The following is a 26,246-nucleotide window of genomic DNA, read 5'->3' as shown; positions in this document are numbered from 1 at the left end:
CAATGATTAACAGCATAACCAGTTGAAAAATCGCCGCTTTATTTACGGGCGGTCAATCAGTTATGCCCGCTGCATTAGATCATGAATTTTAAGCGTTCAACAAAATAGCGAGCATGCGGCGCAGCGGTTCTGCCGCGCCCCAAAGCAATTGGTCGCCAACGGTAAATGCGGATAAATATTCTTTGCCCATTGCTAAATGGTGCAGCCGTCCCACGGGAATGGTTAACGTTCCCGAAACCGCCGCCGGACTCAAAGCATGGATTGTTGCTTCTTTTTCATTCGGAATTAGCCGCACCCAAGGATTATGTTGGGCAATTGCCGCTTCAATATCCGCCAACGGAATTTCGCGTTTAAGTTTAATGGTTAAAGCTTGCGCGTGCGAACGCATGGCGCCAATACGAACACATAAACCATCGATAATTACGGGATTGTGTTGACGGTTTAAAATTTTATTGGCTTCAACTTGCGCCTTCCATTCTTCACGACTTTGTCCGTTTGCCCACGCTTGATCAATCCACGGAATTAAACTACCAGCAAGCGGTACGCCAAAATGACGGCAATCGAGCGCATCATTTTTTAAAAGACTCGTGATGCGGCGATCAATATCTAAAATACTGCTGGCGGGATTGATGAGATCTTCGCCGGCAACATGCGCCAGCGCGCCCATTTGAATGAGTAATTCGCGCATATGTTGCGCGCCGCCGCCGGAAGCCGCTTGATAGGTCATCGGTACAATCCATTCCACCCAATCTTGCGCAAATAAACCGCCCATCGCCAATAACATTAATGAAACCGTGCAATTACCGCCGATAAAATCTTTTTTACCGTCAGCAATCGCCGCATCAATCACCGCGCGGTTCACCGGATCGAGAATAATCACGCTGCTGTCGTGTAACCGTAAAGCGGAAGCGGCATCAATCCAATAACCTTGCCAACCGTGTTGACGCAATTGTGGGTGTATTTTTTCGCTGTACGCGCCGCCCTGACAACTGATCAAAATATCCATTGCGGAAAGCGCATCTAAATCATCAGCATCAGCGAGACGTTTTTCGGAAACGGGTATTCCCGCTGGCGCCGCCGCACCGGCTTGAGAAGTGGAAAATAACGTGCTGTTTATTGCGGCAAAATCATTCATTTCTTGCATGCGTTCGATTAAAACGGAACCAACCATGCCGCGGTATCCGATGATGCCAACTTTTTTCATAAATTATCCTCGTCTGCATTTGGGGGCTGGATTATAGCTGATTGCGGTGCCATCGCTGCCAGCGCTTGCTGCCAAACGTTGATATCGGATCCGGCGCGCGGTGCGCATTCGCTTAAAATTTGCCGAAAACGTTTGGCGCCGTTTTTGCCGTGAAAAAGTCCTAATAAATGCCGCGTGTAATCGTGTAAACGTTCGCCGCGATCGAGTGCGTTCATTAATAATTGCGTGATTTGCGGCACGATTTCTGTTTCACTCATCACGGCATCGCCGAATAACGCGCGCGCGGCAAGCAATAATTGCGGTTGTTGATAGGCGGCGCGTCCGAGCATAACGCCATCAACATAATGCAAATGATTTTGGCAAGCGGCGATGAAATCGATGCCGCCGTTGATAATTATGGTTAATTCGGGAAATTGTTCTTTGATTTTGTAGACGATTTCATAATGAAGCGGCGGCGCGGTGCGGTTTTCTTTAGGACTCAATCCTGATAACCACGCTTTGCGCGCGTGCACAATAAAAATGCGGCAGGGACTTTCTTGGCTGATTTGGTCAACAAAATCAAAAACTAAATGTTCATCTTGTTCATCAATGCCTAAACGATGTTTGATGCTGACCGGCACATCGCTTTCTTTTTGCATCGCGGTTAAACATTGCGCCACTAATCGCGGCGATTTCATCAAACACGCGCCAATTTGATTATTTTGCACGCGATCGCTGGGGCAACCAACGTTTAAATTCATTTCCGCGTAATGATAAGATTGCGCAATTGCCGTTGCGCGGGCAAGTTCGTCAGGATTACTGCCGCCGAGTTGCAGCGCGCAGGGTTCATCGTTTTGATGCGTTAAATAGCGCTGTGCATCGCCGAAAAGAATGGCGCCGGTTGTGATCATTTCTGAATACAATCTTGCTTTGGGCAATAAAATACGGTGAATTTGACGACACGCCGGCGTTGTCCAATCCATCATCGGCGCTACGCAAAATCGCCAAGCAGAATTATCAGGCATCTTTCGTGTTCCTTTTTGTGGTTCGGATTGATTGAAAAACGGCAAATTGTAGAAAAAAATAACACAGAGATCATGATGATTTCGGTATCTTCGCGCTTTTTGGTATTGATTGTGTTTCTTGGTATTTAAAAAAAATCGGCGGTAGAATAGCCAATTCTTATTATAAAAAAGGGTGCTTACTCATGAAAAACGAAATTCAAGACGGGTTGGGATCAGCCTTGATATTGGTCGCTAAAAATCATGGCATCGATATTCGATTATTAGATCAAGCCATTGAAATAGAACGATGCAAAGACCCTGAAAATGGGGATTTTGCCAGCAATATCGCTTTGAAATACGCCAAAGTATTCAAGATGAAACCGCGGCAATTAGCCGATGAATTGGTGGTTTCTGTACCGCTGATGGATAGCGTTGCGGGCATGGAAGTTGCGGGTCCCGGATTTATCAATATTCGTTTATCTCGAGAAAGCATTACCGCTGTTTTAGAAAATGTTGTTGCTAAAAAAGAACGGTATGGCTGCTTTGAAAATCCCAACGCGCGCAAAATTTTAGTGGAATTCGTTTCCGCTAATCCAACCGGACCGTTACACGTGGGACACGGGCGCGGCGCGGCTTATGGCGATTCTTTGAGCCGTTTATTAATTGCCAACGGTCATCAAGTTGACCGCGAATATTATATTAATGACTTCGGCAGACAAATGGATATTTTGGCGTTGTCGGTTTATTGGCGTTACGTTCAAGAATGCGGCATCGGCGTGGCGTTGCCAAAAGGTATTTATCAAGGCGATTATGTTATTGATATTGCTAAAAAATTAAAAGAAAAAGAAGGAAAACGCCTTGCCTATCCCGTCAATGAATGGGCGCCTGATTATCCGCAAACTTGGACGCAGGAACAAGTGGATAACGGCGACCGCGATCGCTGGATTGATGGCGCAATTGCTGGTTTGAAAGAAAAATTAGGACAAAAAGAATACCGCGGCGTTTTTGATTTAGCGTTAAGCATGGAATTGGACGATATTCGCGGCGATTTGGAAGAGTTTGGCGTCTTTTTTGATCGTTGGTTTTCCGAGCGTTCGATGTCAGAAAACGACATGATTAATAACGCGTTAAAGAAAGTTGATGAAGCTGGTTATTTGTATGAAAAAGACGGCGCGGTTTGGTTTAAATCAACGGCTTTTGGCGATGAAAAAGACCGCGTGGTGCGTCGTAAAAATGGCATGACCACTTATTTTTCTTCCGATATTTCCTACCATTTTGATAAATATAACCGCGGCTATGATCAAATGATCGATATTTTAGGCGCCGATCACCATGGTTATATGGCGCGCGTCCGTGCTTCTTTGGCGGCTTTGGGTTTGGATCCGGAAAAACTCGTGATTGCTTTGGTGCAATTTGCCGTGTTATACAAAGGCGGCGAAAAAATGCAAATGAGTACGCGCAGCGGTGAATTCGTGACTTTGCGCGATTTGCGGGAACATGTTGGCGCTGATGCCGCGCGGTTTTTCTATGTGATGCGTAAACCTGAGCAACATTTGGATTTTGATTTGGATTTAGCAGAATCTAACAGCAAAGATAATCCATTTTATTATGTGGAATATGCGCACGCGCGTTGCTGCGGTATGCTCAATAAAGCTGAAGAAGAAGGTTATGAATTTTCACCGGAAGCGGCGTTGAAATGTCGTAATGCCTTAGTGGAACCGGAGGAAACGGCTTTAATTTCGGAATTACACCGTTATCCAGAAGTAGTTATTGCCGCGGGCAAACAAATGGCACCGCATCAAGTTATTATTTATTTGAAAGAGTTAGCAACACGCTGGCATCATTATTACGATGTGGGTCATAAAGTTTTGCATGAAGACGAAGAAATTCGTAATGCCAGATTGTTACTGACTTGGGCAGTGCGGCAAGTGTTGCGTAATGCTTTAGCAATTATTGGTGTGCAGGCACGGGAGCGGATGTGAGCGGACGCGTTCGCAGAAGAAAAGAACAAAAATCACGCGCACAAAGTAATGCACAATTTGTGCGCCAGAGGTTTGCTGGCATTGTGTTGTTAATAATTATCGTCATGGTGCTGGTTTTTATGTTGATTCATATGTTATTGGGAAAAGATGATGCGCCGCTTGCGGTGCGTCATCAAGAAACGATCGCAAAAGCGCAAGTTTTAGCAGATTCGAGCGCGCCGCGTGCCGGTGATAAACCCAAATATACTTTTTATGATGAACTTAAAAAACGCCATGAAGAAGTTGATGCTGAAGTGCGCCGGCGGGTTGAAACGTCGGAAAAGTCAACGGTGACGGGGCGTAATTTTAGGATTCAAGTGGGCGCGTTTAAAGAGGTTGAAGCGGCAGAACGACTGCGGGCAAAGATGATTTTGCGGGATTATCCGGTGACGATGATTCGTAATGGTTCGGTTTATTTGGTGCAAATTGGTCCTTATGTTCAACGTGAAGAAGCGTTGGAAGTGCAGAAAAAAATCGAGCGCGAAGGCATGAAAACTTTGCTAAAAGCTTATGTAAATTGATTTGATAAATATTTTTAAATTGAGGTTGATATGAAAAAAACATGGATTGCCGTGTTAGCGGTTTTTTTAAGTGGAATGAGCGCGGCGCAGGAAAAAGCATCGGTGAACTTGTCGCTTTCTGATGAAAAAGCGGTGGAAAAAGAAGCCTGTGAAGTTTTTTTAGAAGCCGATGATGCCATGCATTTTAATCAAGATACGTTAATCATTAACAAAATGGATTGCGCTGAATTTACGCTGCATTTAAAACATACCGGCAAATTACCTGCCGAAAAAATGGGGCATAACGTTGTTATTGCTAAGATTACTCAAAAAGATAGTAAAGATGATTTTGAGGATATCGTGCAAACCAATATCGCAGCCGGCGTGAAAAATAATTATGTACAACAAAATGATAGACGCATTATCGCGCATACTGATTTAATCGGTGGCGGCGAGGAAACAAAGATTACGTTTAAAACGAATATCTTCTCCGCAAATTTTGATTATGTTTTCTTCTGCAGTGCGCCGGAACACGCCAAAACTATGCGCGGCACGGTAGTTGTTGCTGAATAGGGAATATTTGCAAAAACCGATCGTTTCTTATAAAATCGCTCGCCTTTTGTTAAGCCATGCCGTCGGTTTATATTCGTTTTTTCGGAGTACACAATGTTAACAGTTGAAAATAAAGCAGATATTATTAAAAAATATCAGAAGAAAGAAGGGGATACGGGTTCAACCGAAGTGCAAATTGCATTATTGAGCGCGCGTATCAGCGATTTACAAAGTCATTTTGATCTCAATAAAAAAGATCACCACTCTCGTCGTGGTTTGCTCAAAATGGTTAGCCGTCGCCGCCGTCTTTTAGAATATTTCAAAAGAACTAACTTTGAAGGCTATCGCCAACTGATTGCTGATTTAGGATTGCGTCGTTAATTATTAATAGGGTTTGCTGTGAAACATTCTGTCTCTTTTACATACGGTCAGCACCAAGTTACGCTGGAAACTGGGGAAATCGCTCGGCAAGCGGACGGGGCTGTCATCGTTAATATGGACGATACGATCGTTTTGGTAACGGTAGTTGCTAACAAAACCGTTGCCGAGGGGCAGGATTTTTTCCCGCTTACCGTTGATTATCAAGAAAAAAATTATGCCGCGGGTAAAATACCGGGTGGATTTTTCAAACGTGAAGGGCGTCCGAGCGAAGAAGAAACATTAATTTCTCGATTGATCGATCGCCCGATTCGTCCTTTGTTTGCAGATGGTTTTTTAAATGAAGTGCAAATTATTGCGACGGTACTTTCTTATAATCCGGAAGTCAGTCCTGATATTCCTTCTATCATTGGCGCATCAGCGGCACTGAAATTGTCTGGACTGCCTTTTAACGGACCTATCGCGGCGGCGCGCGTGGGTTATGTTAATGATGCGTATGTTTTAAATCCATCACCAAAAGCTTTGAAGAATTCACGGTTGGATTTGGTCGTTGCGGGAACAGAATCAGCGGTATTGATGGTTGAATCGGAAGCCGATCAACTTTCTGAAGCGGTCATGCTTGAAGCCGTGATGTTCGGACATCGTCAGCAACAAGTTGTTATTAAAAGTATTAATGAGTTAGCCGCTCAAGCTGCTAAACCCGCTTGGGCTTGGCAATCGCCAGCACGCGATGAACAATTAGATACGGAAGTAAAAAATCATTTCGAAGAACGATTGGTTGCGGCTTATCAAATTGCGCATAAACAAACGCGGCAAGAAACGGTAGCACAAATTCATGCCGATGCCGTTGCGCTGTTAGGCATTCAAAATAATGCGCACGGTTGGGAAGAAACGCTGGTTAACGAATACGTACATCACTTAGCCTATCGCATTGTGCGCGACCGTATTTTAAAGAAACAACCGCGCATTGATGGTCGCGATACAAAAACCGTGCGCCCCATTACTATTCACACGAGTGTTTTGCCACGCGCACATGGTTCTGCTTTATTTACGCGTGGCGAAACGCAAGCGCTGGTGGTAGCGACTTTGGGCACGGGACGCGATGCGCAATTGCTGGATACTTTAGATGGTGAAGTTCGGGATAATTTCATGCTTCACTATAATTTTTTACCGTTTTCGGTCGGTGAGATCGGGCGGATTGGTTCTCCCAAACGTCGTGAAATTGGTCACGGACGTTTAGCACGCCGCGGATTGTCCGCAGTATTGCCGCTAGAAGAAGATTTCCCTTATACAATTCGCGTTGTTTCTGAAATTACGGAATCTAACGGCTCGAGTTCTATGGCTTCTGTTTGTGGTTCAAGTTTGGCTTTGATGGACGCTGGTGTACCCGTACAAACGCCCGTTGCTGGTATTGCGATGGGATTAATTAAAGAAGGGGACGAGTTTGCTATTTTGACCGACATTCTCGGAGATGAAGATCATCTTGGGGATATGGATTTTAAAGTGGCAGGTTCGGCGACAGGGGTAACCGCGCTGCAAATGGATATTAAAATCAACGGCATTACCGAAGAAATTATGCGTCAAGCGCTTTCTCAAGCGCATGAAGGGCGTTTGCATATTCTTGAAGTGATGAATCAAGCGATTGCGGCACCGCGCGCGGAATTGTCTGATTATGCACCGCGCTTTTCAAGTATGCGTATTGATACTGAAAAAATTAAAGATGTTATTGGTAAAGGCGGCGCAACAATTCGTAGCATTACCGAACAGACGGGAACAACTATTGAAATTGAAGATGATGGTAGTGTTAAAATTGCCGCAACTGATAAAGCTGCCGCGGCGAATGCACGCCGTTTAATCGAAGAAATTGTGGCAGAACCAGAAATTGGTCGTATTTACGATGCTAAAGTGACAAAAATCACGGATTTTGGCGCATTTTTGCAATTTTTGCCGGGAAAAGAAGGTTTAGTTCATATTTCACAAATTGCTGATTATCGGGTTAATGATGTACGCGATGAATTAACAGAAGGGCAGGAAGTGAAAGTGAAATTGTTGGAAATCGATCGCCAAGGGCGGGTTCGACTTTCAATTAAAGAAGCAAAATAATTTTTTGGACAGGTGGCGGAGTGGTTGAACGCGCACGCCTGGAAAGTGTGTATACGTTAATAGCGTATCGGGGGTTCGAATCCCCCCCTGTCCGCCACTGATGCTTAAAAGCAGCTTTTATAAGCTGCTTTTTTTATTGGTTTTTTCCCAATTTCATGATGTAAAAATTCTATAAAAACATAGTATTAAGTATATTTAATTTGTTCAGTTGTGTTCGGTTTAATTCTGTTGTGTTCAGTTCTGTACTCCATTTTTTATGGTTTATTTTGGACTGTTTAAAAGCTAAAACCCAGCTGCTAATCTGATGTTAGGCAATCATTTTTCTAACATCATGCGACTCACTGACAAAATCATTCAAACAGCAAAAAAGCCCAGCAGAGGCTATCTTCGCCTAACCGATGGCGATGGTTTAAGCCTCAAAATTACCGATAGAGGCTCATATTTTTGGAATTTCCGCTATTACATTAACGGGCGTGAACGCAATATGTCATTGGGGCGCTATCCTGCAATGAGTATTGAAGCTGCACGCGGTGAAGCCTTAGAACTGCGCTATCACTTACGCCAAGGCTTAGACCCTTTAGCAGAACGCAAGAAAAAGCAAGCAGCTTATTTAGCCGAAGAAAAAACTCAAAAAGAAACTTTTGAGTTTGTTGCGCGCGAATGGTACCAACTCAAGCGCCCTGAATGGAAAAATGAAAAGCACGCACAACAAGTGATTACTACTTTGGAACAGTTTGTTTTCCCTTTCATTGGCAAAAAACCGATTAGCAGAATTTCACCGCCTGAATTGCTTAAAGTCATGGAAAAATTGTACGACCGACCAGAGACCGCAAGCCGAGTGAAGCAGCGTATACGTGCCGTTTTTGATTATGCCATTCAAACAGACCGCCTCAGTAGGAATCCTGCCATTGCCTTACCGAAAATCTTTCGCAGCACCATTGCAAAACAACCTTCTTTGCCTGCTAGAGAATTGGGCATTTTTTTCAAACAGCTTGACACTTACGGCAACCCAAAAACTGCCTTAGCTTTACGCCTACTTATCCTTACCATGACAAGAAGCGGAGAATTGCGCTTTGGACAATGGCAAGAGTTGCAAGGCAATGAATGGCATATTCCAGCCGAACGCATGAAGATGAACCGTCCGCACATTGTGCCGCTATCCGATTGGGCATTAGAAATCTTGGACGAATTAAGAAGTTTACGCAGAAATAACAGCCCTTATTTTGTAACAGGCAACCGTAACACACCGCTAAGCGACACGACGCTATCACTTGCTATGAAGCGTTTAGGGTATGCAGGGCGAGCTGTACCGCATGGCTTTAGAGCCACCGCATCAACGGCAATGAATGAAAGTGGTTTATGGAATCCCGATGCCATTGAAAGACAATTGGCGCATACAGACGAAAACGCGGTTAGAGCTGCCTATAACCGCGCGGAGTATTTGGAAGAGCGCCACCGTATGATGCAGTGGTGGGCGGATTATATCCGTAAAAAAATCAGGGTGAGCTAATGAATACAGACAGCTAAAAACACAACTATTTACGCTTAAGTCAGGAAAATATCAGACAAAAGCGCAAGAACATCAACGCTAATGCATTTTTTATTTAAGGAGATTATTCAATAAAAATGAAGACTTATCTATTGACAAGCCAAGAGCTTTTAGCCTATAGTCCACTCGCTACAGTAAGCTGTAGTCGGGATTGGCATCTCGTTGATACGAAAGCGTGTACAGCGCTTATTAAGCGCATTTTTTATGCCTCAAATTTGTTATGGCAGTGTGCGTGGGAGAACCGCAAGGTTCGCCGTTTCTTTCGTAGCGGTAATGCCAATCCCGCGTATGCTGTCGCCCTTATTTGGCATTAATGGCGGCAGTCAATCCAAAATTACGAAAGGAGACTGCACATGTCTGATTCATTTATCGGCGCTACAACATCGCCAACTATCACCATCTTGAATCCCGATCACGTTTTATTGTCGCTTTTATCTTGCCTAGAACTCGCTGCCGATCACCCAGATCGCGAATTAAATCATGACATGCAATCTGATTTATTGCGTCTTGCCTATCATTTAACGCAAGCGTTAATTGCGCAAAATGCCGCGGCAATCGCAGCATTGGAGGATTAAGTCATGGAAAGATTGGCTCATATTACTGCCATTGAGGAAGAGCAAAAAAAATGCTGCGAAACCGCAGCACAAACATCTAGCAAGAGAATTTTATCATGAAAACCGAACTTGTAAAATCTCTACATAAAAACCTGCCTGATATTGCCTTTGTGCTGAATAACAACCGCATTGCTAAAGATTACCGCAACGTTCTAGCGTTCTTTCAGCAAGATGAATCCCTAATCGGTTGCATGGCATTCAATACTCTTTACAACCGCGCCGTTTTTATTCGTGATTTGCCATGGCGAAAATGTCAAGACCAACACAACGGTACAGAATGGACAGATGACGACACTGAGGAATTTTACCGCTATGCAGGCGATAATTATGGTTTGATTTTGCCTATAGATAGCATAGACATAGGCATAAAAATGTTGGCAAGAGAGCATATTTTTTGCCCAATACAGCAATATCTTGAAAGCCTACAATGGGACGGCAAACCGCGCATTGCCACCGCTTTTCATGACTTCTTAGGTGTAGAACGTAATGCTTACACCATTGACATATCTACCCTATTTTTTCGTGCTCTTGTCGCGCGTGTTTATCAACCTGCAATTAAATTTGACCATGTAATTGTCTTACAAGGCGATCAAGGAATTAGTAAATCTAGCTTTCTGCGCATTTTAGGCGGTGAATGGTATTCGGACGGTATCCGCAAATTTGAGGGAAAAGAAGCTATCGAAGCCATACAAGGTGTGTTGATTGGTGAAATCCCTGAACTACAAGGTTTCAGTAAAGCAGAAATCGAGGAGATCAAAGCATTTATCACGCGTACAGAAGATCGCGCAAGAATGGCTTATGGGCGACGTGTGCAAAGTTTCCCGAGAAGAACAGTATTCGTTGGCACAACGAATGCTGATGATTATTTACGCGATGCCACAGGTAATAGACGCTTTTTTCCGATTATCTGCCATAAAGCGCTTGATTTTGAGGCTTTAGCCGAAGTTAGAGAACAACTCTTTGCTGAAGCGGTAGTACATTATAAAGCTGCACCCTATGTTCCACTGATCTTACAAGGCAAAGAAGCCCTAGAACAGGCAAAATTAGCCCAACAAGCGGCGAGTTATCTAGACCCTTGGGAAGGCGTCATTCTGCCTTGGTTAGACGAGAAAATCCGTGATGACTATTGGGAATGCAACGCTGGGCAAGCTTACCCACCAAGAGATGGAAACAGCGTGCAATGGGTGATGCGCGATAAAGTCGCCACTTTGGAGATTTGGAGAGAATGCCTAAACATCAGTAAAGAGCAAATGACAGATGCTAAAGCCAAGCGTATCGCTAACATTATGCGGCGTGCAGGGTGGGAGCACACAACTAGCCGATTTGGAAAACGCTATGGCTTAGCGAAAGGGTATTTACGGCAAAAGTAAAAATTCCGATTACCTTGTATGAAATCACCTAAAAACATAAAAGCAGCTTCGGCTGCTTTTTTATTTGTCTTTAAAAATCATAAAGATATGAAATTCTAGCAAAGTCTTTAAAATAGGGGTAACAAGGGTAACATGTATGTTAATATCATGATTTTTATATCATTATTATGTTACCTATATGGAGTAATAAAGAGTAACAATAAGTAACAAAAAACCGATTAGCAGAATTTCACCGCTTGAATCGCTTTATAAATGGATTTAAGGCTCTCAGTGAGTATGTGTGAACACTCAACATCTTTTGGTTGCTCAAAAAGGATAATAAAAGTCATGAAAGAGAGTTCATTCTTTTCTTGACTTTGAATGAAATAAAGATGCCCTCATCAGATCGCATTAAAAGCGCAGGATTTTCCTTATCTTTTTGATTGAAACTCAATTATTGATAACAGATAATTTGTGCAGGAGAAATATCTCTTCCATTTAGACAACATGAGGAATTTAAAGATGTACGCAATTGCTTTTGATTTAGAAATTGCCGAATTAAAAAAACACTATGGCGAACCGTACAATGGCGCATACTTAGAAATTGGTAAAGAACTTAAAGCAATCGGATTTGAATGGACACAAGGGAGCGTTTATCTATCTAATGATAACAACCTCGCAACGGTTTACCGTGCAATTAGCACCCTGTCTAAGATTGATTGGTTTAAAAGTTCCGTAAGAGACATTAGAGCATTCAAAGTTGAGGATTGGTCAGATTTTACCGCAATAGTGAAAGGTGCATGATCATCTAAACGCCCAGATTCAAGCGGAGGCATGGATTAAGTATCCTCCAAAAAATATGAAGCAGCCAAATAGGCTGCTTTTTTTATTGTCTAAAAAGTCATAAGGTTAGCAAAACAGATTAAAAACATCTCTATTTGTATTTCTAGTGTTGCATATGTTGCACTTACTAAATATTATAATTAATACATTGATAAATAAAGAAAAGAGGTGCAACACTATGCAACATTATGCAACACTATAAAAAAGCGTCCGCCTAATTGTAATTAAAATACAACACTATGCAACACACTTGCAACAGGTATGCAACTACAGTGTTTCATTTTTTATTTTTTTAAATCAAATAATTAACGTGAGATGCAACACCTAAAACACGTGCGACACTAACTTTCAACATATAGCATAATTACAACGAGTATAAAATCGGTAACTAATTAATTTAATTAGATATTATTTTTTGAGGTCATTTTTTGACGTGTTGCGGACAAATATGGACTATTACCAAAACATTAATATCAAGAAATCATAAAAGACCAGATCCGGCGGTACTCAAAAAGATAATAAAAGTCATAAAAGATGGAGCTATCTCTTGTGACTTTTAAGAAAATGAAGAGGCACCCGTCAGATCGCATTAAAAGCGCAGGATTTTCTAAACCTCATAAAAGACCAAATTCGGCTGAAATAACCCAATAAGTTTAAAAAAATACCTCGATGAGTCGCGGCATTAGAAAATTAAGTCATGAGGGGATGGTTATAAATGGATTAATCTATCACCCAATTATCTAACATCAACCCATCAACGCGTTCAAATTCTTTGGTGTTATTTGTTACCAACGTGATATCAAGCGCCAATGCATGGCTAGCGATAAGCATATCTAAAGCCCCGATAGGGGTACCGCGGTTTTGCAGTGATTGTCGGATTCGTGCGTAATGCCAAATAGCTTGTTTATCAAAAGGCAATATTGATAGTGGTGCCAAAAATTTTGTTAATGCGGTTTTGTTTTTTGCTGAACCTGATTTTTCTACGCCAAACGCAAGCTCACAAGCGGTAATGTTAGATATACCAATATCGCCTATTTCATATCGCGAAAATTTTTCGGCAATATATGGCGGTTTTCGATTGATGATATAAATGCAGATATTGGTATCAAGCATTAATTTGATACTCATAAAAAGTCTTCCCGCACTTGTTCTATTTGCGGCTCACGCTCAATTTTAAAATCAGGCTCAAACTCATTGAGTGCTTCCAGAAAACCTTGCCAATCCGAATTTTTAGGGATTAATAAAATTCCGTTGCCGAAACGCTGAATAATTACCTCTTTCGTATCAAATTGGAACGCCTTAGGAATGCGAACCGCTTGCGAGCGCCCCGTAGTAAAGACTTTGGCTACTTTCATGATATGCCTCCTTTGCATTGTGATATATCAATGCCGTATATCATACTATCGAATTTTAGCAAGGTAGTTTTTTATTCGAAAAAGTCATCGAAAACGGATAGCGCCTCATTGGCGTTTAGAGCCGTTATTTTATTTGGGGGTACCAAAACCATTACCGATAACCATCGATAATGCGCCAGCGCATCTGATGAGCGCTTTATCAAAATAAAGGAATTATAAAGATGAGCCATAATTTCAATATGAACTTTGACCCAGAAGTTAAAAAAATACCGCGATGAGCCGCGGCATTGGAAGATTAAGTCATGAGCATGAGCGGGAATATATTTTTCCGCTTGTTATACGGACTCCATCAGGGGAGAAGTTTTAATGGGTTTCACTTTATCGGCACAATGGGGATTGACGCGCGACAATGCATATCCTGCCTGAGCCCGTAACCAAAAAGAAGCCGAATGTTTGGGGAAGGCTTTTTCTAGCTTCACCGCGACTTCAGGACTAATTGCGCGTTTGGCGTTTACAATTTCAGATAAAGCAGAACGCGGCATATCCAGCTTTTCCGCGGTTTCCGTAATGTTGAGCCCCAATGGTTCCAAATACATGACTTTCAGCATTAAACCGGGGTGCGGTGGATTTTTCATTTTTGCCATAACTCTTTCTCCTTAGTGGTAGTCCACATAATCAACAATGTAGGCATTGCCATCTTTAAACTCAAAAATGACGCGCCAATTGCCGTTGACTTTCAAGCTCCAATGCGTTTTTAGTTTGCCCTTTAACCGGTGCAATTCAGCGCCTTCAATGTCCAATTCTTGAATGGTTTCCGCAATATCCATTGCGTACAGCAACACGCGCAATTTTTCCGCATGATGCGGTTGAATTCCTCGAGTGTCATCATCTTCAAAAAACCGTTTCAATCCTTTGTGCGCAAAAGATTTAATCATTGATGTACCTTGAAAGAAAGGCGGTATTGTATCGCGTAACGTGACGGGGTTCAAAGACAATGCCACAAGTAAGCGCGGCATCAGAAAATTAAGTCATGAGGAAAAACGGTAACCACCACGGTAACCACTGCCTAAAACATGCTTATCTTTTAATTTCAATCAGTTAGCAAATGGGACTCAATTTTGGCTGTTAGCTCGAAAATATGCTTTCTCTTTTAAAATCAATGCGGTAACCACCGGTAACCGTGCGGTAACCACCTAAGCACCCCAAAAACTCCTTTAAAATCAACGTTGGTAACCAGGTAACCAGGTAACCACGGTAACCACCTATTTTTGCCTATATATGCATTTTTATCTTTCGCATGCCATGAGGATAGTGACAAATATGGACTATCAAAATTTTATGATTTAATAACCGTATGTAATACAAATAAAAATCAATAAGTTACATCTCGCCCCCTCCGCCATACTTAGTTTCAAGCTCCATCATGGAGCTTTTTTATTGCCTTGAAAAGCTGTAGTTAAGCCATTTATGACCTCATAGAGCCTCAAGGAACCTCACCTAAAGCCAGCGTTATTTGGGGGTATATATAATTCCATGCCAAAAAAATACCCCCAACGATAAAAAACAGTGGTGAGGAAGAGAGTATGGGCAAGTTAACAGCAAGGAAATGTGAAGTTGCAAAGTTGGGAAAACACTTTGACGGTGAGGGTTTATATCTATACGTTACCGAAAAGGGTAAATACTGGCGACGGTCTTACCGTTTCAATGGGAAACAAAACACTGCTGCTTTTGGTGTATATCCTGAAACCAGCCTATTGGAAGCGCGCGCGTTGAATGCCATTTTTACGCAACAGCTCAAGCAAGGCATTGACCCTAACTATGAGAAACGTAAAGCCAAAGCAGCAAAGAAGGCGCTTGAGTTGGAGGTTAACGGTTCATCACCGCAGTTATTTCGTAATGTAGCGATGGACTGGCTAGAAACAACCCATAAGGCTAAAGGTTGGACGTTAAAGCATCGCAATGATATTTACGCCAATCTAAAGAATTACATTCTTCCTGCTTTTCATGCGCGCCCTATTGAGTCCATCACTGCTGGAGAACTCGTCACCCATCTGCGAAGCATTCCCTTTATTTTTTGATACATCAAAGCCGTTTTTTTCTGCCCAAAGCATCAGTGCTTCAACAACAATCGCCACTTGCGGTATTGAACTTTCTTTGGCGAGCTGCTCCAAAAAGTCAATGTCTTCAATCTTCATTTTTAGCACTTTATTTTTAACCCCACGTTTTTCATCGTTGCGGCGCTGAATTTCGGATTTTGATAATGCCATGTCTTTAACTTACCTTAGAATTACTGGGGGCGAAGGTGGAAACCACCTTGCCCATCTGCCTAGAACGCTGGCGCGCTCAATAACAGCAGAAGAATGATTATGATGTATCAGATCATAATGTTCTCCAGTATCCGCCTAACTTCAATAGGTCAAGGCGGTTAGCCTATTGGGAGGGTGTGAGTCTCTCGATAGCTATAATAGTAAGCTGCGAAATTGCGCAAGTTGGCGTTTTTGCAAGTTTTTGATATGACCGAACGCTTAAAACTGATGTGAAAACAATTGATAAGATTAAGAGGTCAAATTAAAAAGCGTTGGTTTTTTACTGTTATTAATTTGACCACGACATCACCGATTTTAAGAATATGGGCGTTATCGCGGAATCATTCGAGCTTCTTAAGTAAAAACTGCCCAACAATAGGTTCAATAAAAAAACCAGCTTAATGCTGGCTTTATCATTTTTGAGTACTAATCAGTCGTTATTTTTCGGCGGCAATGGCGCGCGGGCGGCGGAGGAAAACAGGTAAATTGCCGCCTTTAAATAACGTTAACTCGCGGTTATAAAATGCTGCTAAAAAGCCGGAAATAACGAGGATTGCGAAAGCATATTGAGTGAATTCCCAAAATGGCAATTGCGTTTTGCCGAAAAAGTGTTTCAAACATACCCACGAAAAGCCCAAAATCACCCAATGAATACAATAAACTTCTGTGATATTGCGGCTTAAACTCAATAATGGCGTAAAAATTTTCCGCGGAAAAACCTGTAAAAGACCATAATGCAAGCCAAACAAGCCAACCATAAGCATCATGATGAAACAGGCGTCTAATAAATTCATGTGATAATAAGAATTGCCTTCCGCATACATACTTAATCCGAAAATTAAGCATACGGCGATATAACCACAAGAAAGTATTAAAGCTGCGGGGGAGACGAGTTTATAAAAACTGCCTTTATCGCGGCACTTCACCCAATAACTACCGAAAACGTAACCAAAAGTTGGGAAAATAATCCACGTGAGGAACGGGAAAAATGTTTCATCGCTCGATGCCCAAAAATAACCGAGCAATTGTTTGCCGATATAATGATCAACCGTTACCCCTTTCAATAAAGTGCCTAACAAAGAGCATAAAACGGCAATCATGACCAACGTTGATTTACTCCAACCCATTTTTTTAGCAAAAGAAAAATAGATAAAAGTTAATCCTGCAAACTGTAAAACGTCCACACTAATTTGCCAAGTAATCACCGCAACATAAGGAAATGGTTCATTCAGCAGCGAAGCGTCCCAAATTATCGGCAAACTAAAACGTACAATATTGAGCAAAAAGCCCAAAACTAAAATATTAATACCCCGATCGAGCAATGCTTTCGGAGAAGTATGGCGCGAATAAACCAATCCAACGCCTAAAGTCGTTAAAAAAACGGGCGCGGCAAAAGGTTCACTCAACACATATTCCACCAAAATATGCGGAATCGTGCTGCCGAAAGAATCCATTTCCTCCATAACATGCACCCAAACCATAAAAATAATGGCAAAACCGCGCGCAATATCGATTTCATACTGCCGCGCAGTATTGACTGCTTCAAGAGCAAAACAACGTTTAATTTTTTCTAACATAAGCGTTCAGATAATTGATGAAAAGTGGCGAAATTATACGGAAAAAAGCTTTTTTATAAATTAATAAAAAGATATTAAATATATTTTGTTTAATATTTTATATACGAATTGTTCATGAAAAATATACGGGCATAAAAAATCCTCTAACTGATTAAAAACAATCGGTTAGAGGATAAAATCGTAAACAGAAATAAAATAAATTATTTCAAAACATCAATACCGGGTAATACTTTTCCTTCCAAATATTCCAACATCGAACCGCCGCCGGTAGAAACATAATCCATTTTATCGGTTAATTTAAATGCTTCCAGCGCTGCCAACGTATCGCCGCCGCCGATAAAGGTAAAACCATCGCCTTGAGCCATTGCTTCCGCAATTTTTCGGCTACCATTTGCAAACGGCGGCAGTTCAAAAACACCCACTGGACCATTCCACATAATCGTTTTACTTTCGGCAATCAAACGCGCATAAACGGCAGCTGTTTCGTCGCCAATATCCAAAATTAACTCTTGTTCACCCACATCATTTACTGATTTCATGCGCGCGGCGGTTGCGCTACATTCATTTGCCACCACCACATCGCTTGGTAACGGCATTTTTACGCCGCGGCGTTCCGCCAAAGCCAATAATTCTTGTGCGGCAGGTAATAAATCTGGTTCATATAAAGAAGCGCCCACCGCGTGCCCCGTGGCTGCTAAAAAAGTGTTCGCAATGCCGCCGCCTACGATTAACGTATCCACTTTTTCAATTAATGATTTCAAAATCAATAATTTAGTTGAAACTTTCGCGCCACCAACAATTGCGAGTAACGGTCGTTCGGGGTGTTTTAGAATCTTTTCTAAAGTCGTGACTTCCTTTTCAACCAACAATCCCGCACACGCTACGGGTGCTTTTTGAGCGACGCCGACCGTGGACGCTTGCGCGCGGTGCACCACACCAAAACCATCGCTTACAAAAACATCACACAAAGCAGCATATTGCGCAGCCAATGTTGCGTCATTATCTTTTTCTCCAACATTAAAACGCACGTTTTCCAGCAAAACGACCTCCCCCGCGCGCACTTGTGGCGTTTTCGTTAAATAATCCTTAATTAACGGCACTTCTTGCTTTAATAATTGGCTTAAATGTTGAGCAACCGGCAACAAAGAAAATGCTTCATCATAATGACCTTCTTTGGGGCGTCCTAAATGCGCCATAATCAAAACCGCTGCGCCTTTTTTTAACGCCAATTCAATGGTCGGTAGCGCGGCAGTAATCCGCGCATCGCTTGTAATTACGCCGTTTTGCATGGGAACGTTTAAATCCAACCGCATTAATACTTTTTTACCGCGGACGTCCAAATCAGATAATGTCTTCATATTTTTCCTTGAAAATTAAATAATTAATAAACTTTTTGCGCGTTGAACGACGGCTTCAGTCGTCAAACCAAACTGCGTAAATAATACCGACGCCGGCGCCGAAGCCCCAAAACAATCAATGCCGATAACGGCACCCGTCGGCGCAACCATTCCTTGCCATAATGCGGTGGCACCCGCTTCAATTGCCAATTTAGGCAAATGATTTGGCAAAACACTTTCGCGGTAATCATCGGATTGCTTTTGAAAAATTTCAACGCACGGCATGGAAACCACGCGCGCAATAATCTGTTCCGCGGCTAATTGACGCGCCGCGTTCATCGCTAATTCCACTTCAGAACCGGTCGCAATCAACGTTAAAACAGCGGAAGCGTTTTCGTGCAAAACATAGCCGCCGCGCGCAATTGCAGCAATTTGTTCGGGCGTGCGTTTTTGCGGTACCAATGCTTGCCGTGATAATGCCAAAACGCTCGGCGTTTCTTCAGCGGTTAAAGCCGATTGCCACGCGGCAAGCGTTTCAACGGCATCACAAGGGCGCCATACATGCAAATTGGGCATTAACCGCAAAGAGGCTAATTGTTCAATTGGTTGATGCGTGGGACCGTCTTCGCCCAAACCGATGGAATCGTGCGTTAAAACATAAATCACTGGCAGGCGCATCAAAGCCGATAAACGAATGGCGTTGCGCATATAATCCGAAAAAACGAGGAAAGTGCCGCCGTACGGACGCAAACCGCCGTGCAAATATAAGCCGTTCATCATCGCCGCCATCGCAAATTCGCGCACGCCGTAATGAATATAATTGCCGTTAAATTGCCGCGGATAAATCGCGCGACTTTCCGCACAAATCGTATTATTAGACGAACTCAAATCCGCCGAACCGCCGATTAATTCGGGCAATAAAGGTGTTAAAACCGTCAGCGCGTTTTCAGAAGCTTTGCGGCTTGCGATTTTTTCGTCAGCATTTTGCCAAAATTGCAATTGTTGATGAATGGTTTTGCTAAACGTTTCCGGCAATTCGTGACGCATACAGCGTTGATATTGTTTAAAAAGTTCTGGATACGTTTGCGCATAATGTGTTAATTTTTCTTGCCATGATTTTTCCAAAGCCGCGCCTTTTGCGCGTAAATCCGCGTGGCGATAAACCGCTTCCGCAACGCTAAACGGCTCAAGCGGTAGTGATAACGCTTTTTTAGTCGCTTCAATTTCATTTTGATCAAAAGGCGAACCGTGAGCTTGTTCACTGCCGGCGAATTTCGGCGAACCAAAACCAATTGTGGTGTGACAAATGATAATGCTGGGGCGCGTGGTTTCTCTTTGCGCGGCAGTAATTGCGGCATCGATAGCTTGGGGATCGTGACCATCGATGGCACCGATTACCTGCCAACCGTAAGCAGCAAAACGTTGCGCGACGTCTTCTGCAAACCACGCATCAATGTTGCCGTCAATAGAAATGCCGTTAGCATCGTAAAAAATGATCAGTTTGCCCAAACCGAGCGTTCCAGCCAATGAGCACGCTTCGTGCGCAATGCCTTCCATCAAACAGCCATCGCCTAAAAAGCAATAAGTGTAATGATCAACGATATTAAAATGTTCTCGATTATATTGCGCTGCCAAACGCGCTTCCGCGAGTGCCAAACCAACGGCATTAGCAATACCTTGCCCGAGTGGACCAGTGGTCGTTTCAATACCTAAATTGTGATCAACTTCTGGGTGACCGGCGGTTTTGCTGTGCCACGTGCGGAAATTTTTCAAATCTTCCAACGATAAATCAAAACCGCTTAAATGCAGCAGCGCGTATAACAACATCGAAGCGTGACCGTTTGACAACACAAACCGATCGCGATTATCCCAATTCGGGTGTTGCGGATTCACATTGAGATGTTTTTGCCATAAAACTGCCGCAATTTCTGCCATACCTAACGGCGCGCCGCAATGTCCGGAATGCGCTTTGTCTACCGCATCAAGTGTCAGCGCGCGAATAGTGTTGGCAATATCATGAAAAACAGATTGATTCATAACGATTCCTTAATGAGAAGAGTGGCGCAACTGCGTGAAATCTTTTAACACGTGTAATGCCTCATATAATTCAATATCCGGAATAAAACGCTCTTTATCTTCTTCATCGGCAACGGCATTGCGTTCGGCGACATCTTTTTTGCGTTTAGCATCGGCGTTCAACGGCGGAATAGCATCTTGTTGATCGTATTCATAAGTTTCCGTGTATTTTTTCCACGCATCGTATTGTTGCCGCCGTACATCAACGTTAAGCGACCAAACATTGCGTTCATTTTCGGCGCCGAGCCGTTTAATGTAATCAGTAAAACGATTGAGCACGGGTAACGATAGCATGCGCGATTCGTGATTTTGTTGCAGCGTTGCGATTTCGCGGTCAGTGATGTTGTTATATAAAACATAATCTGCCGGCGGAATCGCTTTCCAGTCAAGCGCGTGCGGATTTTTACTTTCGCCCATTTCTTCCAAAGCGCGAATAGTTGGAAAAGCGATATCTGGTTGCACGCCTTTTTTCTGCGTACTGCTACCATTGATGCGGTGGAACATGGCAATGGTAAATTTCACTTCGCCTAATTTGGGCGCGGTATCCGGCACAAAACGGTTTAAATCGATAATCGTTTGCACGGTTCCTTTACCAAAAGAATTGGTGCCGATAATCAAACCGCGTTTGTAATCTTGAATCGCGGCGGCAAAAATTTCTGAAGCCGATGCTGACGCGCTATTAATCATTACCGCTAATGGTCCATCGTAAATTGCGCCGGCATCTTTATCTTTTTCCACATTAACATTGCCGTTGATATCCGAAACCATCACCACGGGACCTTGATCGATAAATAATCCCACCGTGCGAATGGCTTCATACAAAGAACCGCCGCCGTCGTTACGCAAATCGATAATAATCGCGGATACGTTTTCCGCTTTAAGTTCTTTAAGTAAACGTTCCACGTCGCGGCTGGTGCTGCGGTATTCCTTTTCGCCCTCGCGCGCACCTTGAAAATCCATATAAAAAGACGGCAAACGAATCACGCCGATTTTGGTTTCCGTGCCGTTTTCGGAAAGCGTTTCCACGAATGCCTGCGCGGCTTGATCTTCGAGTTTGACGCGATCGCGTTCGATGGTGACTTCATGCAAATTTGCTGCGGCATTAGCGGGTTCAATGAGCAGGCGCACCAATGTTCCTTTTTTGCCGCGGATTAAACGCACAGCTTTATCCAAACGCATGCCCACAATGTCTTCCATTTCGCCGTCTTTTCCTTGCGCGACGGCGATAATTTGATCATTAATTTTGAGTTTGCCGCTTTTATACGCCGGGCCGCCGGGCAATAATTCGCGGATAGTGATCTTGTCGTCTTTATACGATAACGTCGCGCCGATTCCTTCCAGCGCTAAACTCATATTAATATCAAAATCTTCACTATTATCCGGCGATAAATAATTGGTATGCGGATCAAAATTATTGGCGATGGTATTCATATACATATCGAATACATCATCGGAAGTCATTTGATTGAGGCGTTTTTCCACCGATTGATAACGTTTTACCAACATTTCAACGGCTTTTTCTTCGTTGCGACCGCTCATCACTAAACGAATTAATTCATCAGTTAAACGTTTTTCTTGAAAATCATGCACTTCTTCCAGCGTTTTTCGCCACGGCGCGCGGCGATTTTCATAAACATCGCGCGGATAAGTAATGGTTTGCGTTGTATTTAAATCAAAAGGTTGTTTTAAACGCTCTAAAGTCCAATGATTCAGCGCAATATTGCGTTCGCGGTAGCGTTCAAAAATCGTAATCGCAGCTGATAAATCGCCAATACGCGTATTTTGGCGCAAACTTTGGCGAAAATGAGCGAATTCTTCAATATCGCTTTGTAAAAAAATGATGCGCGAATAATCCAAAGCGTGAAGATAGTCATCGATGACCGATGCGCTGATTTCATCGAGCAATTGTTCGTGTTGCGTTTGCGCGCGGTAATGATATTTCGATAATAAATTGGCGGTTAATTGCAAACTGTTTTTTTGCGTTTCTTTAACGATTAACGCTTCCGGCTGTGCATAAGATTTTTTTTGCGGATAAGTTGTGGTGGCGCACGCCGTATTTAACAGCATGCTGCTTAACAATAATAAACTCAAACAGCGCATATTTTTCATGCCAACACCGCCTCAACCCAACTGGGAACGGCTTTTGTTGCCGCGCCATATATTCCTTCATCAAACAATTTTGTTCCTTCCGTTTTATTTAAATTAATTTCAATCGTTTTTGCGCCATAAGCGTGCGCTAATTGCACAAAACCCGCCGCCGGATAAACGACGCCCGAAGTGCCAATAGCAACAAAAATATTGGCTAATGCCAGCATATTTTCAATTTCTTCCATGTGATGAGGCATTTCGCCAAACCAAACAATATCCGGACGCAACGCGCCTGATTTATGACAAACGGGGCAGGGCGTTTGCGGACCGCAGTCCGTTTTCCAAAGAAAAACATTCTGGCAAAAAAGACAGCGAATTTTATACAATTCGCCGTGCATATGAATCGCATCGCTGCCCGCGCGTTCGTGTAAATCGTCAATATTTTGCGTAATGATTGCCACTTTTTCTTTAGCCTCTTTTTGCAAACGCGCCAAAGCAAGATGTGCAGCATTAGGAGAAACGGTGGAAAGCTGCGCCCGCCGCGCATTATAAAATTGATGCACTAATTCCGGATCGCGCATAAATCCTTCCGGCGTTGCTACATCCTCAACGCGATGCTCTTCCCAAGTGCCGTTATCCGAGCGAAACGTTTTAATGCCTGATTCGGCAGAAATGCCGGCGCCCGTTAAAATTACAATCATGTTTTTCTCCCACAAAATAATATTGATGAATTCCGAACCGCTGCGGTTAAAACGAAACTTTAGTTTATCCTCATGGTTTTTCAACCGTATTGCAGCAATTGCGCTGCGGATTTTAGTGTGACGTTTTACTTTTTAACGCTAAAAACCGTTGCCAAATTATCTCCGCCGACCAATGATGCATACAGGCATTTTCATCGTGCGCGCCGTGTTGCCGACAATCTTTTTGCATGCATGGATTGGTTAACGCCAAATTATCGCTACGAATGCCATACATTCCCGATTTTTGAGCATCAGTTGCCGCGAAAATGCCAAGCGTCGGCGCCTCGCACGCTGCTGCTAAATGTCCCAATCCCGTATCCACGGTTATCACGCCAGCGCAATGAATTATTGCTTGCCGCAATTGAGGCAACGATAAAGCAGGAAAACATTGTGCCGCGGGAAAACCAGAAATGAGGCGTTGAGCACGTTCGTATTCCGTTTTATCGCCCCACGGTAATCGTATTTGAAAACCCGCGTTTTGCGCCTGCGCGATCAATGTGCGCCAACACGATTCCGGCAATAATTTACTGCGCCATGTGGTGCCGTGGATAAAAATCAGCGTGTTATTCTGCGCTTGCCAAGTTGGCAAACCGTAATCCAATTGTTGATCGGTTAATGAATATTCAAAAGCGTTGGCAAATAATTGTCGCGTTCGTTCTACGGCATGCATTTTTTTTGTAACCGAAATGGTTTGGTGGTAAAAAAAATGAGCTGCCGCTTCGCGCGCGCTTTGGGCGTCGTAACCGATGCGTTTGGGGCAGCGCGCAAAACGCATGATTAAAGCGCTTTTTATTAAACCTTGAGCATCAATTGCATAATCAAAATGGTTACTGCGCAGCGTGCTAATTAAAGGTTGGAGCGCGCGCCAATTTTTGGGATCTTTTTTGATGCGGCGAAAAGGAACCGTCCACACGTTATCGATGGCGCGATGTTGGCGCACTAAATCTGCATAAGCTTCTTCCACTAACCACGTGATTTTTGATTGCGGTTGATGGCGGTGCAAATCGCAGGCGGCGGCAAAAGTATGAATAACGTCGCCTAAAGATGAAAGTTTTACTAAGAGAATTTTTGGTACGGTCACAAGATTCCTCAAAACGGTAACGGATTATTTCGAACACCAAAAATGGTGTTTTGATGAAAAATATCCGTTTTATATCAAAAAAGGGTGCACTTCATTAAAAATGCGTTCATTATAGCGATTTTGTATTAAGTGCCGTAGAAAACGTATTGATTGGATTTTGCGGTTTAACGATGATGGAGATTGAATGATGACGACTTATGTTTTAACGCTGATTCAAGAAAAAGGCGATGTTTTATGGGTGAGTTTTGATTCACTACAAAGTGGACGGGAATTTTTGGCGCAATTGTCGGGCTATCATTGTGAAAAAGATGAAAAAAGTGGCGTAATTCTTCGTGAATGGTTGCTGCCGGCGGAGTTTCCCGATTATGCCGAAATCACTTTTCGGGGTAATCGTTTTCCGGTTAGTAAATTTATGTTTGAAGATTTTTATGAAACGGAATTTTATTTTCAGGAAATTCCCGATTTGGGGACGCCCGATCAAGGTTTTATTGACGGCGTTATGGTGGTTGATGCTTATGCGATTCCGCACGCCGAGATCAAAAATTACATTGAAACGCGGGAAAAAGGTTTTTGTATGGTGCAAAAAATCTTGGCAGAACTCGATTACGACAGCAAACGCGCTTTTCACGGTTCGGAAGATGGCGAAGCGATTATGTATCGACGCCGCAATAAGAAAAAATGGCATTTTTTAGCGCATATGGATCCGTTGTTTGTTGATGTGGCAGAACAAGGGGAGGCAGCGCTTAAAAAATGGGTGAAGAAATGTTTACCGCGAAAAGATAAATGAAAACAAAAAAACCGCTCGCAATGAGCGGTTTTTTTATGAGTGCCGATTAAAACCAACCGAATAAAAGCGTAATTACAAAAGCGGCAATAGAAAAAAGATAAGCACCAACACGCATACGGTTATCTACGCGAATATGCATATCGTGCAAAATATAGTAAAAACGGTGGCAGCCGTGCCAAAGCATAGTAAATACCATTCCGGCTAGAATGAAAAAGACAAATTTATGAGTGATAAATCCATGAATACTATGATAAAAATCTTCACCGCTGCCTAAAATACCAAAAGCAAGCAAAATGCAAACGCTCGCAATTAACGGCGCCAAAATCAGCGCTGCAACGGTGCCGCCTACCGAAAATAATCCCCAGTAAAGCGGTTTTAAATGTTGTTTTTGATTCATGCTTTACCTCCGTTAAGCCAACATAATGATGATTAAACATAAAATCACAAAAACGCTGCCAAAAGCAATCCAACTGCCTTTAACTAGTGTTTCTGCTGCTACAAATCCATTGCCTTTAGGAATGCGGACGGCTTTCGGCATTGCTTCAAACCATGTTTTGCTGTTGAGCAATGAGCCAGCAATGGCAATGAGATTGAGCGTAATCATGAATGTAGATTTTTGCGCGTTTAACCAACATTGCCAGCTTTCTAAACTGCTTGCCAAAGCGGCGAGCCCCCAAAAAAGGTTGAGCGCCGCAAATGCAGTGGTCAGGCTGGTTAATTCACGCAACATATACCAGCGATAAAACCGGCTGGATAAATACCAAAATTTTGATTGTTGGCGTTGATAAGGCTGACGGTTCATT

The 26,246-nt window shown here is 43.0% G+C and carries 25 protein-coding genes and 1 tRNA gene; 12 read left to right on the top strand and 14 right to left on the bottom strand.

Annotated elements, in window-relative coordinates; all coding sequences use genetic code 11:
* Nucleotides 1–88: 88 nt before the first annotated feature.
* Both asd and dusA read right to left on the bottom strand, forming a co-directional pair.
* Entirely contained in the window at nucleotides 89–1,204 is a 1,116-nt protein-coding gene (asd, locus tag AKG33_RS06080; protein WP_012031360.1) for an aspartate-semialdehyde dehydrogenase, read from the bottom strand.
* Nucleotides 1,201–2,208 (bottom strand): tRNA dihydrouridine(20/20a) synthase DusA, encoded by a 1,008-nt coding sequence (dusA, locus tag AKG33_RS06075; protein ID WP_012031359.1) that lies wholly within the window; start codon nucleotides 2,206–2,208, stop codon nucleotides 1,201–1,203. Before dusA ends, asd begins: the two co-directional genes overlap by 4 nt.
* Nucleotides 2,209–2,390: 182 nt before the next feature.
* Between dusA and argS the strand changes: the two genes are divergently transcribed.
* The 10 genes from argS to AKG33_RS06025 all read left to right on the top strand — a co-directional run bounded on the left by argS (nucleotide 2,391) and on the right by AKG33_RS06025 (nucleotide 12,057).
* On the top strand, nucleotides 2,391–4,169 hold the full coding sequence (argS, locus tag AKG33_RS06070) for an arginine--tRNA ligase (RefSeq protein ID WP_012031358.1): 1,779 nt from the start codon (nucleotides 2,391–2,393) through the stop codon (nucleotides 4,167–4,169).
* Entirely contained in the window at nucleotides 4,166–4,729 is a 564-nt protein-coding gene (locus AKG33_RS06065; RefSeq protein ID WP_012031357.1) for an SPOR domain-containing protein, read from the top strand. The genes argS and AKG33_RS06065 overlap by 4 nt, the downstream gene beginning before the upstream one ends.
* Nucleotides 4,730–4,759: 30 nt before the next feature.
* The gene (gene azu / locus AKG33_RS06060) at nucleotides 4,760–5,281 is read left to right on the top strand and encodes an azurin (protein WP_012031356.1); all 522 of its coding nucleotides are present in this window, start codon (nucleotides 4,760–4,762) and stop codon (nucleotides 5,279–5,281) included.
* Nucleotides 5,282–5,374: 93 nt separating this feature from the next.
* Nucleotides 5,375–5,641: a 30S ribosomal protein S15 gene (gene rpsO / locus AKG33_RS06055; protein ID WP_012031355.1), complete on the top strand. Its 267-nt coding sequence runs from the start codon at nucleotides 5,375–5,377 to the stop codon at nucleotides 5,639–5,641.
* Nucleotides 5,642–5,659: 18 nt separating this feature from the next.
* Nucleotides 5,660–7,741 (top strand): polyribonucleotide nucleotidyltransferase, encoded by a 2,082-nt coding sequence (pnp, locus tag AKG33_RS06050; protein WP_012031354.1) that lies wholly within the window; start codon nucleotides 5,660–5,662, stop codon nucleotides 7,739–7,741.
* 6 nt (nucleotides 7,742–7,747) lie between these two features.
* Nucleotides 7,748–7,838 (top strand) — tRNA-Ser (locus AKG33_RS06045).
* A gap of 207 nt (nucleotides 7,839–8,045) precedes the next feature.
* Nucleotides 8,046–9,251 carry a tyrosine-type recombinase/integrase gene (locus tag AKG33_RS06040; protein ID WP_012031353.1) on the top strand — a complete coding sequence of 402 codons (1,206 nt, stop codon included), beginning with the start codon at nucleotides 8,046–8,048 and terminating at the stop codon, nucleotides 9,249–9,251.
* Between the two features lie 392 nt (nucleotides 9,252–9,643).
* Entirely contained in the window at nucleotides 9,644–9,865 is a 222-nt protein-coding gene (locus AKG33_RS06035) for a hypothetical protein (RefSeq protein ID WP_050708034.1), read from the top strand.
* A 95-nt stretch (nucleotides 9,866–9,960) separates the two neighbouring features.
* Nucleotides 9,961–11,274, top strand: coding sequence for a virulence-associated E family protein (locus tag AKG33_RS06030; RefSeq protein ID WP_012031351.1), 1,314 nt, complete (start codon nucleotides 9,961–9,963; stop codon nucleotides 11,272–11,274).
* Between the two features lie 501 nt (nucleotides 11,275–11,775).
* Complete coding sequence (locus AKG33_RS06025; protein WP_012030611.1) at nucleotides 11,776–12,057, top strand: virulence protein; 282 nt, start codon at nucleotides 11,776–11,778, stop codon at nucleotides 12,055–12,057.
* Between the two features lie 759 nt (nucleotides 12,058–12,816).
* Here the strand turns inward: AKG33_RS06025 and vapC are convergent.
* The 4 genes from vapC to AKG33_RS06005 form a co-directional block, all read right to left on the bottom strand.
* Entirely contained in the window at nucleotides 12,817–13,218 is a 402-nt protein-coding gene (gene vapC / locus AKG33_RS06020; protein ID WP_119185609.1) for a type II toxin-antitoxin system tRNA(fMet)-specific endonuclease VapC, read from the bottom strand.
* 2 nt (nucleotides 13,219–13,220) lie between these two features.
* Entirely contained in the window at nucleotides 13,221–13,451 is a 231-nt protein-coding gene (locus AKG33_RS06015) for an antitoxin (RefSeq protein WP_012030622.1), read from the bottom strand.
* A 335-nt stretch (nucleotides 13,452–13,786) separates the two neighbouring features.
* Nucleotides 13,787–14,095, bottom strand: a complete 309-nt coding sequence (locus AKG33_RS06010; protein ID WP_012030621.1) for a HigA family addiction module antitoxin — start codon at nucleotides 14,093–14,095, stop codon at nucleotides 13,787–13,789.
* 12 nt (nucleotides 14,096–14,107) lie between these two features.
* On the bottom strand, nucleotides 14,108–14,386 hold the full coding sequence (locus AKG33_RS06005) for a type II toxin-antitoxin system RelE/ParE family toxin (RefSeq protein WP_041729404.1): 279 nt from the start codon (nucleotides 14,384–14,386) through the stop codon (nucleotides 14,108–14,110).
* Between the two features lie 648 nt (nucleotides 14,387–15,034).
* Between AKG33_RS06005 and AKG33_RS06000 the strand changes: the two genes are divergently transcribed.
* The gene (locus AKG33_RS06000) at nucleotides 15,035–15,529 is read left to right on the top strand and encodes a tyrosine-type recombinase/integrase (RefSeq protein ID WP_012031350.1); all 495 of its coding nucleotides are present in this window, start codon (nucleotides 15,035–15,037) and stop codon (nucleotides 15,527–15,529) included.
* A 665-nt stretch (nucleotides 15,530–16,194) separates the two neighbouring features.
* On the opposite strand, the gene AKG33_RS05995 is transcribed toward AKG33_RS06000, so the two are convergent.
* The 6 genes from AKG33_RS05995 to waaC form a co-directional block, all read right to left on the bottom strand.
* Nucleotides 16,195–17,334, bottom strand: a complete 1,140-nt coding sequence (locus tag AKG33_RS05995) for an acyltransferase family protein (RefSeq protein WP_012031349.1) — start codon at nucleotides 17,332–17,334, stop codon at nucleotides 16,195–16,197.
* A 200-nt stretch (nucleotides 17,335–17,534) separates the two neighbouring features.
* Entirely contained in the window at nucleotides 17,535–18,692 is a 1,158-nt protein-coding gene (locus tag AKG33_RS05990; protein ID WP_012031348.1) for a phosphoglycerate kinase, read from the bottom strand.
* A 15-nt stretch (nucleotides 18,693–18,707) separates the two neighbouring features.
* Complete coding sequence (gene tkt, locus AKG33_RS05985) at nucleotides 18,708–20,708, bottom strand: transketolase (protein ID WP_012031347.1); 2,001 nt, start codon at nucleotides 20,706–20,708, stop codon at nucleotides 18,708–18,710.
* Nucleotides 20,709–20,717: 9 nt separating this feature from the next.
* The gene (locus AKG33_RS05980; RefSeq protein ID WP_041729584.1) at nucleotides 20,718–22,856 is read right to left on the bottom strand and encodes a carboxy terminal-processing peptidase; all 2,139 of its coding nucleotides are present in this window, start codon (nucleotides 22,854–22,856) and stop codon (nucleotides 20,718–20,720) included.
* Nucleotides 22,853–23,536: a Sir2 family NAD+-dependent deacetylase gene (cobB, locus tag AKG33_RS05975; RefSeq protein ID WP_012031344.1), complete on the bottom strand. Its 684-nt coding sequence runs from the start codon at nucleotides 23,534–23,536 to the stop codon at nucleotides 22,853–22,855. Before cobB ends, AKG33_RS05980 begins: the two co-directional genes overlap by 4 nt.
* Before the next feature lie 112 nt (nucleotides 23,537–23,648).
* Entirely contained in the window at nucleotides 23,649–24,656 is a 1,008-nt protein-coding gene (gene waaC, locus AKG33_RS05970) for a lipopolysaccharide heptosyltransferase I (protein ID WP_012031343.1), read from the bottom strand.
* 184 nt (nucleotides 24,657–24,840) lie between these two features.
* On the opposite strand from waaC, the gene AKG33_RS05965 reads away from it, so the two are divergent.
* Nucleotides 24,841–25,443, top strand: a complete 603-nt coding sequence (locus tag AKG33_RS05965) for a hypothetical protein (RefSeq protein WP_012031342.1) — start codon at nucleotides 24,841–24,843, stop codon at nucleotides 25,441–25,443.
* A gap of 46 nt (nucleotides 25,444–25,489) precedes the next feature.
* Here the strand turns inward: AKG33_RS05965 and AKG33_RS05960 are convergent, their stop codons facing one another.
* The gene (locus tag AKG33_RS05960) at nucleotides 25,490–25,840 is read right to left on the bottom strand and encodes a fumarate reductase subunit D (RefSeq protein ID WP_012031341.1); all 351 of its coding nucleotides are present in this window, start codon (nucleotides 25,838–25,840) and stop codon (nucleotides 25,490–25,492) included.
* 12 nt (nucleotides 25,841–25,852) lie between these two features.
* Nucleotides 25,853–26,245, bottom strand: a complete 393-nt coding sequence (locus AKG33_RS05955; protein ID WP_012031340.1) for a hypothetical protein — start codon at nucleotides 26,243–26,245, stop codon at nucleotides 25,853–25,855.
* Nucleotide 26,246: the final 1 nt, after the last annotated feature.

It is taken from the genome of Dichelobacter nodosus, from assembly GCF_001263335.1.
GTDB lineage: Bacteria > Pseudomonadota > Gammaproteobacteria > Cardiobacteriales > Cardiobacteriaceae > Dichelobacter > Dichelobacter nodosus.
Note: the sequence above shows the minus strand (reverse complement) of the source record. Positions and strands in the feature narration are given on the sequence as shown.